This is a genomic window from Sediminibacterium sp. (assembly GCF_019264485.1).
Taxonomy (GTDB): domain Bacteria; phylum Bacteroidota; class Bacteroidia; order Chitinophagales; family Chitinophagaceae; genus Sediminibacterium.
This window is the reverse complement of record NZ_JAHVAA010000011.1, coordinates 743,202-760,652: the sequence shown is the minus strand read 5'-3', so window position 1 is coordinate 760,652 and position 17,451 is coordinate 743,202. Positions and strand designations below refer to the sequence as shown.

The 17,451-nt window shown below is 41.2% G+C and carries 14 protein-coding genes and 1 tRNA gene; 8 read left to right on the top strand and 7 right to left on the bottom strand.

What is annotated here, in order from left to right; translation table 11 throughout:
- Together KXJ59_RS09540 and KXJ59_RS09535 are read right to left on the bottom strand one after the other, a co-directional pair.
- Entirely contained in the window at positions 1-1,746 is a 1,746-nt protein-coding gene (locus KXJ59_RS09540; protein WP_295203795.1) for a M14 family metallopeptidase, read from the bottom strand.
- A 20-nt stretch (positions 1,747-1,766) separates the two neighbouring features.
- The gene (locus tag KXJ59_RS09535; RefSeq protein WP_295203792.1) at positions 1,767-3,398 is read right to left on the bottom strand and encodes a M14 family metallopeptidase; all 1,632 of its coding nucleotides are present in this window, start codon (positions 3,396-3,398) and stop codon (positions 1,767-1,769) included.
- Positions 3,399-3,508: 110 nt separating this feature from the next.
- Here KXJ59_RS09535 and KXJ59_RS09530 point away from each other — a divergent pair, with 110 nt between their 5' ends.
- The 3 genes from KXJ59_RS09530 to KXJ59_RS09520 all read left to right on the top strand — a co-directional run bounded on the left by KXJ59_RS09530 (position 3,509) and on the right by KXJ59_RS09520 (position 5,493).
- Entirely contained in the window at positions 3,509-4,459 is a 951-nt protein-coding gene (locus tag KXJ59_RS09530; RefSeq protein ID WP_295203790.1) for a class I SAM-dependent methyltransferase, read from the top strand.
- 110 nt (positions 4,460-4,569) lie between these two features.
- A complete protein-coding gene (locus KXJ59_RS09525; RefSeq protein ID WP_295203788.1) occupies positions 4,570-5,106 on the top strand; it encodes an ORF6N domain-containing protein in 537 nt (178 codons plus the stop codon).
- Positions 5,107-5,265: 159 nt separating this feature from the next.
- A complete protein-coding gene (locus KXJ59_RS09520; RefSeq protein ID WP_295203785.1) occupies positions 5,266-5,493 on the top strand; it encodes a hypothetical protein in 228 nt (75 codons plus the stop codon).
- A 144-nt stretch (positions 5,494-5,637) separates the two neighbouring features.
- On the opposite strand, the gene dnaK is transcribed toward KXJ59_RS09520, so the two are convergent.
- On the bottom strand, positions 5,638-7,554 hold the full coding sequence (gene dnaK, locus KXJ59_RS09515; RefSeq protein WP_295203782.1) for a molecular chaperone DnaK: 1,917 nt from the start codon (positions 7,552-7,554) through the stop codon (positions 5,638-5,640).
- Between the two features lie 201 nt (positions 7,555-7,755).
- Here dnaK and KXJ59_RS09510 point away from each other — a divergent pair, with 201 nt between their 5' ends.
- Entirely contained in the window at positions 7,756-9,969 is a 2,214-nt protein-coding gene (locus tag KXJ59_RS09510) for a right-handed parallel beta-helix repeat-containing protein (protein WP_295203780.1), read from the top strand.
- Here the strand turns inward: KXJ59_RS09510 and KXJ59_RS09505 are convergent.
- A complete protein-coding gene (locus KXJ59_RS09505; protein WP_295203778.1) occupies positions 9,966-10,463 on the bottom strand; it encodes a GtrA family protein in 498 nt (165 codons plus the stop codon). The two genes, KXJ59_RS09510 and KXJ59_RS09505, sit on opposite strands and share 4 nt — an antisense overlap.
- Before the next feature lie 57 nt (positions 10,464-10,520).
- Between KXJ59_RS09505 and argS the strand changes: the two genes are divergently transcribed.
- Positions 10,521-12,332, top strand: a complete 1,812-nt coding sequence (gene argS, locus KXJ59_RS09500; protein ID WP_295203776.1) for an arginine--tRNA ligase — start codon at positions 10,521-10,523, stop codon at positions 12,330-12,332.
- 64 nt (positions 12,333-12,396) lie between these two features.
- Positions 12,397-12,482: transfer RNA gene (locus KXJ59_RS09495), tRNA-Leu, on the top strand.
- A gap of 397 nt (positions 12,483-12,879) precedes the next feature.
- On the opposite strand, the gene KXJ59_RS09490 is transcribed toward KXJ59_RS09495, so the two are convergent.
- Positions 12,880-13,473, bottom strand: coding sequence for a hypothetical protein (locus KXJ59_RS09490; RefSeq protein ID WP_295203774.1), 594 nt, complete (start codon positions 13,471-13,473; stop codon positions 12,880-12,882).
- Between the two features lie 54 nt (positions 13,474-13,527).
- On the bottom strand, positions 13,528-14,079 hold the full coding sequence (locus KXJ59_RS09485; RefSeq protein WP_295203771.1) for a hypothetical protein: 552 nt from the start codon (positions 14,077-14,079) through the stop codon (positions 13,528-13,530).
- Between the two features lie 239 nt (positions 14,080-14,318).
- Here KXJ59_RS09485 and KXJ59_RS09480 point away from each other — a divergent pair, with 239 nt between their 5' ends.
- Together KXJ59_RS09480 and KXJ59_RS09475 are read left to right on the top strand one after the other, a co-directional pair.
- The gene (locus KXJ59_RS09480) at positions 14,319-15,572 is read left to right on the top strand and encodes a DUF2130 domain-containing protein (protein ID WP_295203768.1); all 1,254 of its coding nucleotides are present in this window, start codon (positions 14,319-14,321) and stop codon (positions 15,570-15,572) included.
- A complete protein-coding gene (locus tag KXJ59_RS09475; protein WP_295203765.1) occupies positions 15,565-16,671 on the top strand; it encodes a hypothetical protein in 1,107 nt (368 codons plus the stop codon). Before KXJ59_RS09480 ends, KXJ59_RS09475 begins: the two co-directional genes overlap by 8 nt.
- A 91-nt stretch (positions 16,672-16,762) precedes the next feature.
- On the opposite strand, the gene KXJ59_RS09470 is transcribed toward KXJ59_RS09475, so the two are convergent.
- Positions 16,763-17,365, bottom strand: coding sequence for a 4'-phosphopantetheinyl transferase superfamily protein (locus tag KXJ59_RS09470; protein ID WP_295203763.1), 603 nt, complete (start codon positions 17,363-17,365; stop codon positions 16,763-16,765).
- Positions 17,366-17,451 lie beyond the last annotated feature (86 nt).

Below are 17,451 nucleotides of genomic sequence, written 5' to 3'. Positions count from 1 at the left end.
TTATTTAGAGGCGGACACTGTTCCGCCTTTTTTACTGTCTACACTTACCGTGTATTTACCACCACCCTGTACAATCCATTTCACCGTTACCGATCCAAGACCGGGAATATTGGCTACTTCAATGGTGCCGGGGTTTTGTTCCTGTTCTCTGCTCAGGTTCAGGTCGCGGTTTTCTACCTGCATACCGGAAAGTATTTTTCCTGAAGTGGTGAGCGTAATATAATCAGGACGTTCAATTTTATTCTTGGTATCCTGACTGCTATGTGTTGGCATGAGGCGGCTGTTGGTAATAACGGCCGTTACCTCTTTCAATCCGTCACCTAAATCTTTCTCACTAATTTCCTGCACATCGAGTTTAGGTGTATGGAAACAATGATAGATACTGAATGCCATATTTCTGTGTGCATCCGATTCGAGTAAAAAACCGGGGTGTGCACGACCGAAATTCTTCTTCATCCCACCCACTTCTATCTTACCATACTGAGGATGATCGTATTCAGCCCATGGCACAAATGCATCCTGGAACAATAAATAACGATCGAAACTGAAACTCGCATTATCAAATGGATCACGTGTAGCTTCACGCATATACATCAGGTAGGGCGTCCACAATTCATTGGAATAGGTATAGATACCGCGACCGGCATAAAACCAATCGAGCTCTCCGCCATAAGCAGAATACAAATCTTTGTACACCACGAGGTATTTATAACCCGGAATCAGTTCCTCTCCTTTTTTGGCAATGGCATCGTACACGGCAATATCCTGTGCATTGTAGGTTCCAACGTCTTCCTGTCCGCCCGGACCACGTAAAATCATACCACCTGCATTATGGAATGACTGCGCAGCGGCTATATTCGGATGTTTCATTACAAATTCCATGATGGCCCTGTTCTCTGGTAAGGAGAAGGGATATTTATAAGCACCATTCTGAATATAGTTTGGCTGCCATCCCCAACCCCAGTCGCGGTTAGGATCGTATTCAAACGTATAACCATCTTCATTTACACGACCATCGCCGTCATTATCAATTCCTTCAATACCGAGTAATTCATAATCCCCTTTTTCATCGGGGCCTACCTGTATCATATTACGCGGGTCTTTGGGATCGAGTTTCCAGCGGCCGTTGGCACTTTTTCTGCGCATCATGGTAATATGACCATCCTTATTGATATCGTCATAACTGTCTTCATTCACCTGTCCATCCCCATCATTATCTACCGGTATTACACCAGAGCGGGGTGAGCTTCCGGTATTGGGTTTGTGCATATAACTGTCGCGCGCATCGGGGTTGATGGTAGGTACGATGTAGAATACTTTATCTTCCAGTAATTCCTGTATGAATTTGGTATCACCAAAAGATTCGGTGAGGTACCAGGCGGTGTATAAAGCAAATTCTGCCCCCTGTATTTCATTCGAGTGAATATTTCCATCGATATACATTCCCGGTTTCTTATCTGCATTTCCTTTTTTGAAATCGGTAATGGTAAGGCACCAGAGATCGCGGCCCTCGTAGGATTTACCGATAGACTGCAGTTTGGCCAGATCGGGATAAGCCGCTGCTATTTTTTTGCAGATTTCACTGATACCCGCATGGTCATAATAACGGTTCCAGGTAGCAGTAACTTTAGGGTTTACAGGTGAGCCTGCAGCCTTGAATACCTGATCGGGCAATTGTGCCTGCACATACATACCCGAACCAAGAACGAGTATGGTAGTGAATATTTTAAGAATAAACTGTTTCATGTTGAAATAATTTGTGGTGATCAAAGATTAATCTCAATGGTTTTGGTACCTGCTGTAGGGCAACCTGCTTCTACAGTAATTTTGCCCGTACCTTTTACCACCCAACTAAATGAACTGGAACTGTTGGCTTCAATACTGTTCAGTAAATGAATTTTTCTTCCACCAACCACATCCTGTTTAGCGGCTGTTTGCAGAGCTACTTTTACTTTTTTAACAAAGTAGTTTCTTTCACCGAGTTTGCTGTGTGTTGACATACTGCCTTTGTTTACCACATCGAGACTGATGCGCGTTAAACCACTGGCCAGTTTTTCTGTTTTCAGGTTTATAATATCAATCTCCGGCTGATTTGATGCAAGTTTCACCAGAAACTCTGCATGTTTTTTTACTACTGCATCTGCCATTTTATACGGCGGGTTATTCATTACATACGGGTCGATACCCCCCACTTCTACTTTCTGCCCGGGGAAATCGGGATGCTGTATGGTTTTCCATTCAGTGAAAGTATTGGCAATACCCTGCTGCGAAGCCCAGCGCAAATAGTTAGCAGTGGCATCTTCTACTGTAAATGCTTTTTCTTTTTTAGCTGTATCGGGTTTTGCTTTAGGTACCCACCAGCCCGGTGTGCTGAAACTATAACGACCAAAATGGAAATAGCCCCATGACAACACATCTCCACCCGTTACATTGGTACGTGGTGCATCTTTGCTGCCTGTTACTTTATTGTACATATCGCTCACCATACCATTTACTTTGGCATCGGGCTCCAATAACCCTGCAACAATACGTTGGTTTGCTGCTGCAGGATTGTATGCAATAGGTGTTGACAGATTATTATTGGTACCAAAACTTACTACTGTATATACATTGAATGCATCGTACAGAAAATCGAGCATGGCCCTTGTTTCTTTTTCGCTGGCAGGAAATTCACCGGCACCTGCTGCAAATGTTTTATGGTTATAGGTAAGGTTTTTATTAAATGCTATACCACCTTCTCCATCTTCATTGAACAAGCCGTCTTTATCGTTGTCAATACCTTCTATGAGTAATTTGTATTTGCCTTTCTCTCCTTTGCCCATATCTGCTTTAATGAGTACACGTGCATCATCGGGGTGCAGTTTATAATCTCCGGTTATAGATTCAATACGGAGGATAGTAATTTTTCCGTTTGCATCGAGGTCATCCCATCCGTCTTCATTCTGTTTACCATCGCGGTCATCGTCTGTACCTGTTGCATTACCGGCTCTTTCAGAACGAATTTTACTGAAATATTGTTCCATGGCATCCGGACTCATATTCGGGAACACATAATAGGTGGTGCGGTTGAGTAAGGCACGGATGCTGTCGCTGCCCGACCCTTTTAATAATTGTTCTGCAAAACCAATGGCCATTTCTGTTCCGAGTAAATGGTTGCCTTCTACGCCGCCAATGACAGCTATAGCCGGTTTGGTTTCTGTTTTACCGGTACCGATGGTGAGCAACCAGATGTCTTTACCACCATTTGTTTTAGTAAGCGATTTGAGTGTTGTAAGTTGCGGGTAGGCTTTGGTTAGTGCATTGAGCCTGTTAGCCTGTTCTGCCGCATTACTGTAGTCCTGGGCGCCAACGGTGGCGGCTACCCAACACAGCAGTGTTGTGATCATGAGTTTTCGCATGCAGTTTGATTTTTGGGTCTTAAATATAAAGTAAACACAGCGCTTTTACAGCTAATTTCTGTGAGTGGCTGAATAACCGATGATAAGACCACACCCATTATCTTTGCCGCATGTCTGAAAGCCCCAAACTGGAGATGTTTCGTAACCGCTTACAGAAAGTGTACAAACACCGGCATAAACAGGCCCGGAGAATGGGTATTAGTTGTTACCGTGTGTATGACCATGACCTTCCGGAATTTCCTTTTGCCATTGAATTTTATGAAGACAAGATTTACCTCGCAGAATACCTGCGCCGGCATGGCATGACCGATGAGGAACATGAAACATGGCTGGACCAATGTATTGCTGTAATTACTGAGATAACGGAGATAAAACCAGCATCTATTTTTGTAAGACAGCGCAAGAGAATGTCGCACAGGGATGAACAGTATGAAAAAATAGACAGCAAAAAAGAATTCTTTACTGTAGAAGAAAACGGTTTGAAATTTCTGGTTAATCTTGCCGATTATTTAGATACAGGTTTGTTTCTTGACCATCGTATTACCCGTCAGATGGCAAAAGAAATTGCTCCGGGCAAAAGGGTATTGAATTTGTTTTGCTATACCGGATCTTTTTCTGTTTACACGGCTGCGGGTGGCGCTGCTTCTGTTACTTCAGTAGACTTATCGAAAACCTATCTCAACTGGGCAGAAGATCATATGGTAATCAACCGGTTTAAGGATAAAGACAAATACTTTTTTGTACATGCTGATGTAAAGCAGTACCTGAAAACACTGCAACCCAATAGCTTCGATCTGGTTATTATGGACCCGCCCACTTTCAGCAACAGTAAACGCATGAAAGACTTTCTCGATATCCAGCGCGACCATGTGGAACTGATTAATGATGTGCTGGCTGCCATGACCACAGGCGGCACCCTTTTCTTCAGTACCAACTATACAAAATTCATTCTTGAAACGGAACAAATACAAGCTGCCGATATTAAAGACATCACCAAAGCCACTACCCCATTTGATTTTGAAGGGAAATTAAAACGCTGGTGTTATCGTATTACCAAATAAGGTATCGCAAAATGCGATACCTTAAAACAGGTAGTTGCCGCAATAAAAATCAGGTATAAATACGGTATAAAAAATCAACGGATCATAATAGATTAGTTGAAATTTTTTTTATGCCATCTAAACGAAACGAAAAATTTACAGACGAAACCATTACACAGCATATTCACCTGGTAAGAGGACAAAAAATTATGTTGGATCGTGATCTCGCCAAACTGTATGATGTAATACCTACAAGACTGAGAGAGCAGGTAAAAAGAAACCTGAAGAGGTTTCCCAAACATTTTATGTTTCCACTCAATCAGAAAGAAATTAAATTCATGGTATCGCAAAATGCGATACCTTCTGTACAACATTTAGGCGGTGCCATACCATTGGCCTTTACCGAACATGGCATACTGATGCTTGCCAATGTTTTAAAAACAGAAAAAGCTTTAAAAGTCAGTATCAGAATCATTGAGATCTTTGTACAGATGCGGGCTTTATTGTCGAATAGCCAGGAAGTGTTACTTACACTGGAACGAATAGGTAAACGTGTTGATAAACATGATGAAGATTTTGAAACAGTATTCGGACTCTTTCAAAAATTATTGATACAGGAATCAAACACCCGGAGAATTGGTTTCAGAAGAGCAGATGAAAAAGAGTAATAAGGTATCGCAATTTGCGATACCTTATTACTCAATCTGAAGCGGAGTGTACTTCACTCCATAAAGAGTATTAGGTAATTATACGGAGTATTATTACTCTTTTTTAGCGAAACAATTTTTCCTTCGTAAGTAAAGAATAATTTTGATAAAATTAAAGTCATGCATACAGCTCCCCGTTTTAAACCCTATCGAGAAGCCCGTGTTTTTTCTGAAAGCGAATTGTTATTCATGGAAATCCAGGCCTGCATTTTATTCACTGCTTCATCACGTCCCTGGTGGAAACGTTTAAGTGCAGGCGAAAAATACCGGGTATTATATGCAGGAAAAGAGAACAATTCTTTTGTAAAAGATTTCACTACCAATACTACGCTCGTACAGGAAGTATAAATTTTGCTGAAAATGTTAAGGCTACGGCTTAAATAATGTATCCTCTACGGGAATAAAATCGTTGGTAAAATAGTTTTCTCATTTACAGGTATAAAAAAGGCCCCGGTTTTTTAATCGGGGCCTTGACAATTTATAAGGTCTTTATTATTTCACTTCTTCGAATTGCGCATCTTCAACGGTATCATTTTTTGCTGACCCGTTTGCCTGTTCAGCACCACCCGCTTGCGCTTCAGCACCCGGCTGCTGGGCACCTGCTTCCTGCTGCGCCTTGTAAATTTCTTCACTGGCAGCTGTCCATGCGGTGTTCATTTCAGTCATTGCAGCATCTACCGCAGCAATATCCTGGTTTTTGTGTGCTTCTTTCAGTTTGGCCAATGCAGTTTCAATCGGCGCTTTTTTATCGGCAGGAATTTTATCTCCGAACTCTTTGAATTGTTTCTCGGTCTGGAAGATTAAACTATCGGCCTGATTCAGTTTCTCTACTTTTTCACGCGCTTCTTTATCGGTTGCTTCATTGGCTTTGGCTTCAGTTTTCATTTTTTCAATTTCTTCTTTGCTTAAGCCGCTACCTGCTTCAATACGAATCTTCTGTTCTTTACCAGTGCCTTTGTCTTTTGCACTAACATGCAGCAGACCATTCGCATCGATATCAAAAGTTACTTCAATCTGGGGTACGCCTCTTGGTGCTGGCGGAATGCCATCGAGGTTAAAGATACCCAGGCTCTTATTCTGGTTGGCCATCGGGCGCTCTCCCTGTAATACATGAATCTGTACACCGGGCTGGTTATCGCTGGCGGTTGAGAATACTTCTGTTTTCTTGGTAGGAATGGTGGTATTGGAAGGAATCATGGTGGTCATTACACTACCCATGGTTTCAATACCCAAGCCTAACGGGGTTACATCGAGTAACAATACATCTTTCACTTCACCGGTTAATACGGCACCCTGAATAGCGGCACCTACGGCAACTACTTCATCCGGATTTACACCACGATTTGGTTTCTTTCCAAAGAATTTCTCTACGATCTCCTGTACTTTAGGAATACGGGTTGAGCCACCTACCAGGATCACTTCATCGATCTGGGATGTGTTGTATCCGGCATCTTTCAATGCAGCTTCACAGGGTTTTAAACAACGGGCGAATAAATTGTCGGCCAATGCCTCAAATTTTGCACGTGTTAATTTCAGTACCAGGTGTTTGGGAACACCATCAACTGCTGTGATGTATGGAAGGTTGATTTCTGTTTCAGCAGAAGAACTCAATTCAATCTTTGCTTTTTCAGACGCTTCTTTCAAGCGTTGTAACGCCATTGGATCTTTACGCAGATCGATGGCTTCCTGGCTTTTGAATTCATCTGCCAGCCAGTCCATCACTACTTTATCAAAATCGTCACCACCTAAGTGAGTATCACCATTGGTAGACTTTACTTCAAATACACCATCACCCAGTTCGAGGATAGAGATATCGAATGTACCACCACCAAGGTCGAATACGGCAATCTTCTGGTCGGCATGTTTTTTATCCAGGCCATAAGCCAATGCTGCAGCTGTAGGCTCGTTTACAATACGGCGAACATTCAGACCCGCAATTTCTCCGGCTTCTTTGGTTGCCTGACGTTGTGCATCGTTAAAATAAGCAGGCACGGTAATTACCGCTTCTGTTACTTCCTGTCCGAGATAATCTTCTGCTGTTTTCTTCATTTTCTGAAGGATCATGGCAGAGATTTCCTGCGGAGTGTATAAACGATCATCTATGGCAACACGTACAGTATTGTTATCGCCTTTAGCTACTTTATAGCTCCAGTGACTTATTTCTTCGGTTACTTCGTCGTGACGACGGCCCATAAAACGCTTTACACTCGTAATAGTGTTTTGCGGGTTGGTAATGGCCTGACGTTTGGCAGGATCTCCTACTTTACGCTCCCCGTTTTTGAGAAATGCCACTACGGAAGGGGTGGTTCTGCGTCCTTCATCATTTGCAATCACTACCGGCTCGTTACCTTCCATAACGGCCACACAGCTATTTGTTGTTCCAAGGTCAATGCCTATTATCTTGCCCATAACTATTGATTTCAGGTTAATAATCGGCTAACACCTGTCAATCATTATGCCATCTGCCCCTAAAATGAAAAATTGTCAGCCCCCCGCCTTTATCCCTGTTAGCCTTATCGAAACTGCTCCAAATCAATGCGTTTCTGACAGTTTAACTATGTAAAATCTGCCATTTGGCATCCTATATAACAGAAAATCTTAGTTTTAAGTATGTATTTGAAATGTCTGCTTACAGGGTTACTGTCAGGTTTTCTTTTATACCTGTCGGCCCAGGATATGCCTTCGGTTAAGCCTGAAAAGGGCATGAAAATTATTTCATCTACCCGTTTGCAACCCGGATTCTATGCCCTTAATTCCGATTCAAGCTCTCCCCTTATTGAAATTGCCGGTGAGAATATTACCGTGGATTTAAAAGAGGTTATCCTGCAAGGCTCGAATGACAAAACCCGTCCGGATGAATTTTATGGGGTAGCCATCTATATCAGACCCGGTTCAAAAAATATCCATATCCGCAATGCCAATATTCACGGGTATAAAATAGCCATACTGGCAGACAGTGTTGACAGACTCAGTATAGAAGATTGCGACCTCAGTTATAATTACCGTCAGGAACTGAAAAGCAACCGGGAAAGAGAAGATATCAGCGACTGGATGAGTTACCATAAAAATGAAAACCAGGAGTGGAAAAGGTATGGTGCCGGTATTTATCTCAACCATTGCAAGAATGCACTGATTGCTAATAATACCATTACGGGTGGTCAGTGCGGATTAATGATGACCCACTCTGAAAAAGCAACAGTTTATAATAATAATTTTTCTTTCAATTCTGGTATCGGTATTGGTTTGTACAGAAGCAGTTTTAATACTTTTTATCATAACCGGCTCGACTGGAATGTGCGTGGTTACAGTCATGGTAAATACAAACGCGGGCAAGACAGTGCCGGGTTTCTGGTATTTGAACAGTGCAACGACAATATTTTCGCCTATAACAGCGCCACTCACAGTGGTGATGGTTTTTTTCTCTGGGCTGGTCAGCATACCATGGATACAGGTGAAGGGGGGTGTAATGATAATTTTATTTATGGCAACGATTTTTCTTATGCACCTACCAATGGCGTGGAAGTAACTTTCAGCAGAAACCTGGTGATGAAAAATATTATTCGCGACTGCGACCATGGAATATGGGGCGGTTACAGTTTCGACAGCGATTTTACAGATAATGATTTTGCTTTTAACCGGATTGGTATTGCCATTGAACACGGGCAGAATAATAATATTGCCATTAACCGTTTTCTGTACGATAAAACAGCTATTAAATTATGGTCGCGGGCCACTCAGCCTGCCGACTGGAAATATGCGCAGGTAAAAGATACCAGGAGTATGAATTACTGGATTGCGGCCAACCAGTTTACGGCCACTGAAACTATTTATGACATAATGGGTACAGATACAGTGGCTTTCAGTGGCAACCAGAAAATGGCACATACCGTGAACCTGAAACTGGGCGAAAGAACCAATGATATTGATACTTCACGTGAAGATGACCCTTTAGATATGGATTATGTTCCTGATGAAAGATTAAAGCAGGTTCCGGTTACCAAAAGACCTGATCCACTGTTTCAGAAAGGAAAAGAAAATATCCGTATCGCCAAATGGGGGCCTTATAATTTTCAATACCCGCTGTTATGGCTGAAAAATATTGACAGCAGCGGTTTGTACCATTTTGAAGTGTTGGGTAAGACTGGTTCCTGGAAGGTAAAAGAACTGAACGGGTTTGAAATAACAGAGAAAGGCAATGACAGTTTTCCTTCTTTAATTATAGCAAAGCCTGTAGGTAGTTCAGTACAAAAAAATATCAGGCTGCAATACGAAGGGCCCGCTTTTATCAATCAATTGGGAAAAGAAGAAAACAGCGGTACTGTATTTGAATATGAACAATTCGCAGTGCAACAAAAATGGGTCACACGCTGGTTTAAATGGGATAGTACCAACGATCCTTTAACGGCTACAGATGCTTTTATGAACCTGCTGGCATCAACACCTATTCATACAGATACGCTACCTAAACTTGATTTTACCTGGTGGGGCAGTATCGGTAAAAATTTACCCGCCGATTCATTTGCCACTGACGCGGTTACTGACATTGAAACAGAAAAAGGATTTTACGATTTAGCTGTTACGGCAGATGATTTTGTAAAAATATATGTGGATGGCAAACTGGTCATTGATGGCTGGGACCCTAAGTTCACCCTTTACGATGAATATACCCATCACAGAACTGTCATTGAACTTTCGAAAGGGTTACACCAGATAAGGGTGATTCATGCAGAAAAATCGGGAATTGCTACTTTGATGTTTTATTTCAACCCTGTAAAAGATAAGGCACAGCAGCCTGTTTACCAGTTACGCATCAGTAATCATTAACCGGCGGGTGCTTTGAAGGTAAAATTCTTCTGAGAGAAATAGCTGAAAGCCACCACAAAAAAAGTGGTGATGATTTTAGATACTGTAGGATACCATCCAAACACTTCAACAAAGAGTTTAAGGAACACATAATTCAGGAGGAAACAACCCAAAACCACCAGGAAATATTTACTCAGTTGCTTTCTTTTGGCTACTGATGTTTCCTGAAATACCACATAACGGCTTAAATAAAAACCCGTTGGAAAAGTAACCACAAATGCAGCCAGGAATGCGGCGATATGCGCGCTGATGGCAATAAAGGGCAGGTGTTGTGTTTCTTTATTGAAAATATAGTTATACGATACAAAAAACAAGGTAATATCCAGCGCCGTATTAAACCCGCCGCAGGCTGCATAGCGATAGGTTTGCAGGGGCATGATCTTTTTAAAAATCGGATAAAAAAGGTCCACCACGCTGAGGATAAAACTCCGGATATGTTCGTGTAAGTTTCGCATGAACCCGGCGAAGGTAGGGCTTAATTAATTACTTTTGCCGCTGTAACCATTATGAATATGAGTGTTGTAGACCAGATAAAAACGGCGGCATCGGCAGCTATTAAAGCATTATACCAGATCGATATTCACCCTCATGAGGTATTGGTAAATGCCACCAAACCTGAATTTGAGGGCGATTATACTGTTGTTTTATTTGCTTTGGTGAAACAACTAAAGAAATCGCCGGATGCCCTGGGAGAAGAAATGGGTAAAACACTGCTGGAGGCAAACCCCGGTTTATTCAGCGGGTATAATATCATTAAAGGGTTTTTGAATTTATCGGTAGCCGACAATTATTGGCTGAATTTTTTGGATACATCTTTTGCCGATACAACATTCGGATTCAGCAAACCCAATGCTGAAAAAGTAATGGTGGAATATTCGTCACCCAATACCAATAAACCTTTACACCTGGGACATCTAAGAAATAATTTCCTCGGATGGAGTATCGCCGAAATATTAAAAGCGACCGGTAATGAAGTGGCAAAAACCTGTATTGTCAATGACCGAGGTGTGCATATCTGCAAAAGCATGATTGCCTGGCAGCGGTTTGCCAATGGGGCAACACCTGCAAATACCGGAATTAAGGGCGATCATTTTGTGGGCGACTATTATGTAAAATTCAATGATGCCTATAAAAAAGAAATCCAGGAACTGGTAGCAAGCGGCATGAGTGAGGACCTGGCTGAAAAAGAAGCCCCCATTATGAAAGCCACACAACAGATGCTGATAGACTGGGAAGCCGGCAAGCCTGAAGTAATGGAGCTTTGGCGCACCATGAATGGATGGGTATATGAAGGATTTAACAGCACTTACCAGCGTATTGGCAGCGATTTTGATAAAACTTATTACGAAAGCAATACTTATTTACTGGGGAAAGACCTGGTAGAAACAGGTTTACAGAAAGGGGTGTTTTACCAGAAAGATGATGGCAGTGTATGGATTGACCTTACTGCAGACGGACTGGATGAGAAACTGGTGAGAAGAAAAGACGGCACATCCGTTTATATTACCCAGGATATTGGTTTGGCTGAACAGAAACAAAAAGAGTTTAATGCAAGCCAAAGTATTTATGTGGTGGGCGATGAACAGAATTATCATTTCAAAGTATTAAAACTGATCTGTCAGAAACTGCAATTACCTTCTGCCGACGGTATTTATCACCTCAGCTATGGTATGGTGGAACTGCCGTCGGGTAAAATGAAAAGTCGTGAAGGAACCGTAGTAGATGCTGATGACCTGGTAGAAGAAATGGTAAATATTGCCCGTCTGAAAACGGAGGAACTGGGCAAGGTGAAAGATTTTACTCCTGAAGAACTCACAGAATTATATGATACGATTGGTCTGGGTGCACTTAAATTCTTCCTGCTGCGTGTTGATCCCAAAAAGAAAATGATCTTTAATCCCGAAGAAAGTATCGATTTCCACGGGTTTACCGGTCCATTTGTACAGTACACGCATGCGAGGATCAGGAGTATCCTCAGAAAAGCAGCGGGCAATGGTGAATGGTCAATGATCAATGATAAACCCGATTCACTATTCACCATTGACCATTCACCCCTACTTCCCCTGGAAAAAGCCCTCCTCATCACCCTCGAACAGTTCCCTGTTGTTTTACAGGAAGCGGCTTCGGAACATGATCCTTCCAAAGTGGCGATTTATGTGTTTAACCTGGCCAAAACATTCAATTCATTTTATTCCGAACATTCTATTGCCAATGCTGAGACAGAGGAAAAGAAACTGCTTCGTTTACAGTTATCACAGCTAACGGCACAGGCTTTGAAAAATGGTATGTCTGTGTTGGGTATCAGGGTTCCGGAGCGGATGTAAAGAAAATCTTGCGGAAGGCTTTGTATAGATTTACCGAATACTGTACATTTGCCGTCCCAAAGATGCGGAGGTGGCGAAATTGGTAGACGCACTACTTTGAGGTGGTAGCGCCTTTTACCGGGCGTGGGAGTTCGAATCTCCTCTTCCGCACTAAACCCAGATAATTTTATCTGGGTTTTTTATTCCCTCTTTACATAATTCCTTTCTGAGAAGCAACGCTTTTACAACGAACCTGACAGCGGGATTGGGAGACTCACTGCTTTGAGGTGGTAGTCCCAACGGTACCGTGGGGATGGGAGTTCGAATCTCCTCTTCCGCACTAAACCAAAACCCAGATAATTAGTCTGGGTTTTGGTTTAGTGATAAAACTCTTTTGCTGGATTGAACAACACTGGTAAGACTGTAAAGCCTACAATTTGATGAACAGATTTGTTTTCTACGGTTTTGAAATGCGGATGCTAATTTTCATCCGCTGTATATTTAACCTGGTATTTAAAGAAATATACTAAGCAGCGCATATATAAGAATTTACTTTTTGAAGATGCTTCTACTTTAATACTACTTCCTGAACCTCTCCTTCTTTTGAAATCTCAATAAATTGTTCTAAACGATGCCCCTTGGAGACACTGTATTGTTGTTTTTGGTAAAATTTTGTGCCGTATGAATTTGCCCCAACCTCTACATCTCTTGTCAGATTTTTTATAGTTGTCATAAAAGCCTGGATAAAATATTTTCCAGGCTTTATTTTATCAAATACAAATCTTCCATAAGCATCCGATACTACTTCAAACCTGAATCTCGCTACGTGATCTGCTATGTATACTTTTGTTCTTTTACTTTCTTTTTTTTCTCTCAGTTTATACCAATCCATCAAATAAGGTGTAACAGGGAAAAGGGTTATGACAATATTCGATCCATATTGCTTCCCTCCAACCACCGATAACTTATTTGTTTTTTTATACACAAGACCTTTAATGGCTGAATTTCCATAGGCCATGAGCTTCTTTGCTGCCACCGAATCAAATACAGCATCAGGATAAATAATTTCTATTTGCTGCTTATTTGCAAGCCTGTCAGCCTCCTTAATTGAATTACAAGCCGTGCAGGCTATTATAAAAAATAAAACAAGACTATGTTTCATATAACTGATATAAAATTCAGATAATAAAAAAAGTACTGTTCATAATATGCAGTGCTAGAATATCGATTTACAAGTAAAACTATAACTGGTAAGTGCTCCGGCAACTCCGCCATTTACATCAAGCTTTTTGTTCAATGTAATACCGTTATCGATGGTAATCCTGTATTGATTATCAACTTTTGTAACTTTCGCTTTCCCTGTTCCGGATGCATAAGTATATAAAGTGCTGCCTGTTGACACAGCAGTGCCAATAGCACAATCAATTGACATGATTTTATTGACAGCATTGGCACTTGAAAAGGCAGATTCGGCGACAATGGTATATTCACCTGGCCCCTGATCAAAAAATTTAACGGTAACTGCACTCCCTGAAAAAACACCCTGTGTAGGTGCACCTGAAGTTGTTGCATACACTATATGCAAATTGGCCCCACCTATAATTGAACTACTTTGATTGCTGGTTCCTCTTGTATAGGCGTAAGTACCCATTTTCCAGCTTGCTTCCGATGAGCCGGGGTCAGTTCCCGGGCCTTTATCAGATTTTGAACAGGATGCACCTAACAGCATCGCAAAAAACAGACTTAATGACGGGATGATTTTTTTCATAATCATGGATATTGGTTTTGAATTATTGAGTAATACTATTCAGGGGTTAAAAATATCATTCACCTATATGATTTTTTCTTAATTTCAATCAGTGGCATTTTTTAATCTACAGACTACAGCACTATCGGTACAAGTAACAGGCCTTCATTACGCAATAAAAAGGCACTACTGTTTTCAAGACCTTAGCATGAACTTTTTTCTGCTCTATCTGAATAGTATTACTTTGTAAAAAAATACCAATGGCCGATTTTATTATACACTGCCCCAATTGCAACCACCAGTTTGAACCCGGCGACTCCATACGGGAAGAAGTTCAGCGGGAACTGCGAGGACAAATGGTTGACTGGCAAAAGAAAAAAGACGATGAATTCAGACAGAAAGAAATGGCTTTTCAACAACAGCTTCAGTTAAAAGATGAAGAAGCCATTAAAAAAATAGCCCTTGAAAAAAAGAAACTGGAAGAAGAATTAAAAGAATCACTCCGGAAAAATATTAGTGCCGATTTTGAGAACCAGTTAAAAATGTTGCAGGAAGCCGATAAGGAGAAAGAAGAAAAATTAAAAGAAGCACGCAAAAAAGAACTGGAATTTCTTCAGAAAGAGCAGGCCCTTAAAACCAAAGAAGAAGAACTGGAACTGTCATTACAAAGACAACTCATTGAAGAGAGGGAAAAATTAAAAGAGCAGTTATCAAAAGAGGAAGCCGAAAAACTCAGCATTAAGGAACAGGAATACCAGTTACGGATGAAAGAGATGGAGAAGCAGATTGAAGACCAGAAAAAACTGGTAGAAGAAATGCGCCGCAAATCGGAACAAGGCAGTATGCAGTTGCAGGGTGAGGTACAGGAACTGATGCTGGAGGCTTTATTACAAACCACTTTCCCTTTTGACAAAATTGAAGAAGTAGGCAAAGGTGTTCGTGGTGCCGATTGTATCCAAACAGTTCGCAACCAGTTTGGCAATGAATCGGGTAAAATTATTTATGAAAGTAAACGTACCAAAGATTTTGTCAACGACTGGATTGAAAAATTAAAAACCGATATGCGTAACCTGGGTGCCGATGTAGCTGTAATTGTTACACAGGCATTACCAAAAGATATGGAACGTTTTGGTGAAAAAGACGGTGTATACATCTGCACCTTTAACGAAGTGAGAAGTGTGGCCCTTCTATTGCGCAATGCACTTTTAAAAATTGCTGATGCAAGGAAAAGTCAGGAAAACAAAGGGGATAAAATGGTGATGTTATACGATTACCTCATTGGCTCAGAATTCAGTGAGCAGTGGAAAGCCATCCGGGAAGGTTTCATGACCATGAAGCTAAGCATACAGAAAGAACGCGACGCCATGGAGAAACTCTGGAAAGCCAGGGAAAAACAATTGGAGAAAGTATTACTGAATGCTGCACATATAAAAGGATCTATCGAAGGTATTGCCGGCGCCGATGCAGTAAACCTTAACCTGCTTGAAGACAATGAACCCTTAGTACTTGAGTAATGTATTCGGACATATCAGTAAAACCGGGGAAGCCGAAAAACCTTCCAGAAAAAAGCCCATTTTTCCGGTCAATGATGAACTGAGAAATTACCTTACCCGTTACAGCAGAGAGGTGAAATTACCGGTGAGTTACCGCGATCTGCAACGATATACTTATTCTGTTCCGTTAAAAGACAGACAGGGTAATGATACTTCATGGGAGAAAGTTTCCTATGATATGCATGAATGGAATTTTCTCCGCGAAAACCTCGTCCGTATTTATGCCATTCTGAAAACGGAAGGTGATATGAGTTATATCAATCACCTTGATGTAGCCAGGATCGACTTTTGTTATTTCGGTAACAGCCAGCCATTCCGTATACGTATTGTCAATAAATTCAACGACAACTACGATCATTATTATATTAAACAGGCAGATGCCAGCAGGGTATATGGTTTGGAGTTAGAGCACCTTCTCTCTCCGAATCGTATGACCTATTTCACCGATCGTGATACTTTAATTGAAGAACATATTCCAGGTATACCGGGAGATATTTTTATTGCAGATCACCTGCATAGCACCAATACCAACCTCATCAGGCTGGCTAAAGAATTTGTAAAATTCAACGAGCGGTGTTTTGTACAGTTATTGGGTGATATGCGTTCTTATAATTTCGTTGTAAACATCATCCCCGATATTGAAGATTTTCAATACCGGATTCGGGCCATTGATTTTGACCAGCAATCGTATGAAGGAAGAAAAAATTTATACCTGCCCCAGTTTTTTAAAGAAAACAAAGCATTGGTAGATATTGTGCTTAAACATTTAAATACAAATTCAATCGCCCAATACCAGGCTGAGGAAAGAACGATGATGACCTACCGTCTCGTGTCTTCCCGTTATCGCATCAAAGAACTGCTTGATATTATGAGTACGGATACCATTTCTACCAAAGAAAAACTGGAGCAGTTGAAAGAGCAATTGGCAGTTCATTTTAATGCCACTGCCTCTTTCGGCAAAGCACGTACCATGGGCCAACTCGTTAAACGCCAACTCAAACAAACACTTCAAAATAATTTATTACTGATCCCCAAAACAAAAAGCAGGTTTGATGACTGAAGGAACAGAGAAATAAGGAACAGAGGAATAAGAAATAAGGAAGTGAACGCCAATCCACTTTCATATTCCTTATTCCTCTGTTCCTTATTTCTTATTTCTTATTTCTTATTTCTCCGCTTCCATCGGTCCACACCAGTGTAAGGTTACCAAAGAGGCGATAGTGTAATAATAAAGGGTATATTTCTTTTTTAATAAAACTGGCATTCATAATACCTTCAAGTTGTGCGGGTAATTCGTGAATTCGAAGTACATCACTAAAATCTACATCACCGTTTCCCCACCATTTGAACATGGCTTCTTTGGCGCTCCATAATAATGTAAGTATTGTAACAGGGTCTGCATTTGTTTGCACCAGCATTTTTAATTCATCAGGGTGAAGAAATTTATGTTTGATTTTTTCAACCCTTGGTGTCAGTAATTCAATATCAACCCCCACCCTTTCTGTTTTACTTACGATGGCTGCAGCATAATCGCCACAATGAGAAATGGAAAAATGATAGGCTTCATTGGGGAGAAAAGGCTTTCGGGTATCTGCTATAGCAATGGTAGCAGCAGGAAAATCGGGGAAGAGGTACAAGAGCAGGTATCGGCCAGCCAGATGCTGCAAACGTTTATGGGGATGTGTAATTTCTTTTTTCAGCTCTACTCTTTCAAGAAAAAACGATTCCGGTTCGGCTATCTTCCAGACAGCCAAACGGGTTTGTTCGTTGATATCTTGTTGATAAAACAGCGGCACCCTGAACGTTGAGCGTTTTAGATTGCAGATTTAAGATTTATTTG

Bases quoted from the DNA above. Each gene is read 5' to 3' on its own strand.
- KXJ59_RS09505 (WP_295203778.1), bottom strand. From the start codon at position 10,463: ATGCGAAACTTACACGAACATATCCGGAGTTTTATCCTCAGCGTGGTG.
- KXJ59_RS09540 (WP_295203795.1), bottom strand. From the start codon at position 1,746: ATGAAACAGTTTATTCTTAAAATATTCACTACCATACTCGTTCTTGGT.
- KXJ59_RS09510 (WP_295203780.1), top strand. From the start codon at position 7,756: ATGTATTTGAAATGTCTGCTTACAGGGTTACTGTCAGGTTTTCTTTTA.
- KXJ59_RS09535 (WP_295203792.1), bottom strand. From the start codon at position 3,398: ATGCGAAAACTCATGATCACAACACTGCTGTGTTGGGTAGCCGCCACC.
- KXJ59_RS09530 (WP_295203790.1), top strand. From the start codon at position 3,509: ATGTCTGAAAGCCCCAAACTGGAGATGTTTCGTAACCGCTTACAGAAA.
- KXJ59_RS09490 (WP_295203774.1), bottom strand. From the start codon at position 13,473: ATGAAACATAGTCTTGTTTTATTTTTTATAATAGCCTGCACGGCTTGT.
- KXJ59_RS09520 (WP_295203785.1), top strand. From the start codon at position 5,266: ATGCATACAGCTCCCCGTTTTAAACCCTATCGAGAAGCCCGTGTTTTT.
- KXJ59_RS09485 (WP_295203771.1), bottom strand. From the start codon at position 14,079: ATGAAAAAAATCATCCCGTCATTAAGTCTGTTTTTTGCGATGCTGTTA.
- argS (WP_295203776.1), top strand. From the start codon at position 10,521: ATGAGTGTTGTAGACCAGATAAAAACGGCGGCATCGGCAGCTATTAAA.
- KXJ59_RS09525 (WP_295203788.1), top strand. From the start codon at position 4,570: ATGCCATCTAAACGAAACGAAAAATTTACAGACGAAACCATTACACAG.
- KXJ59_RS09480 (WP_295203768.1), top strand. From the start codon at position 14,319: ATGGCCGATTTTATTATACACTGCCCCAATTGCAACCACCAGTTTGAA.
- dnaK (WP_295203782.1), bottom strand. From the start codon at position 7,554: ATGGGCAAGATAATAGGCATTGACCTTGGAACAACAAATAGCTGTGTG.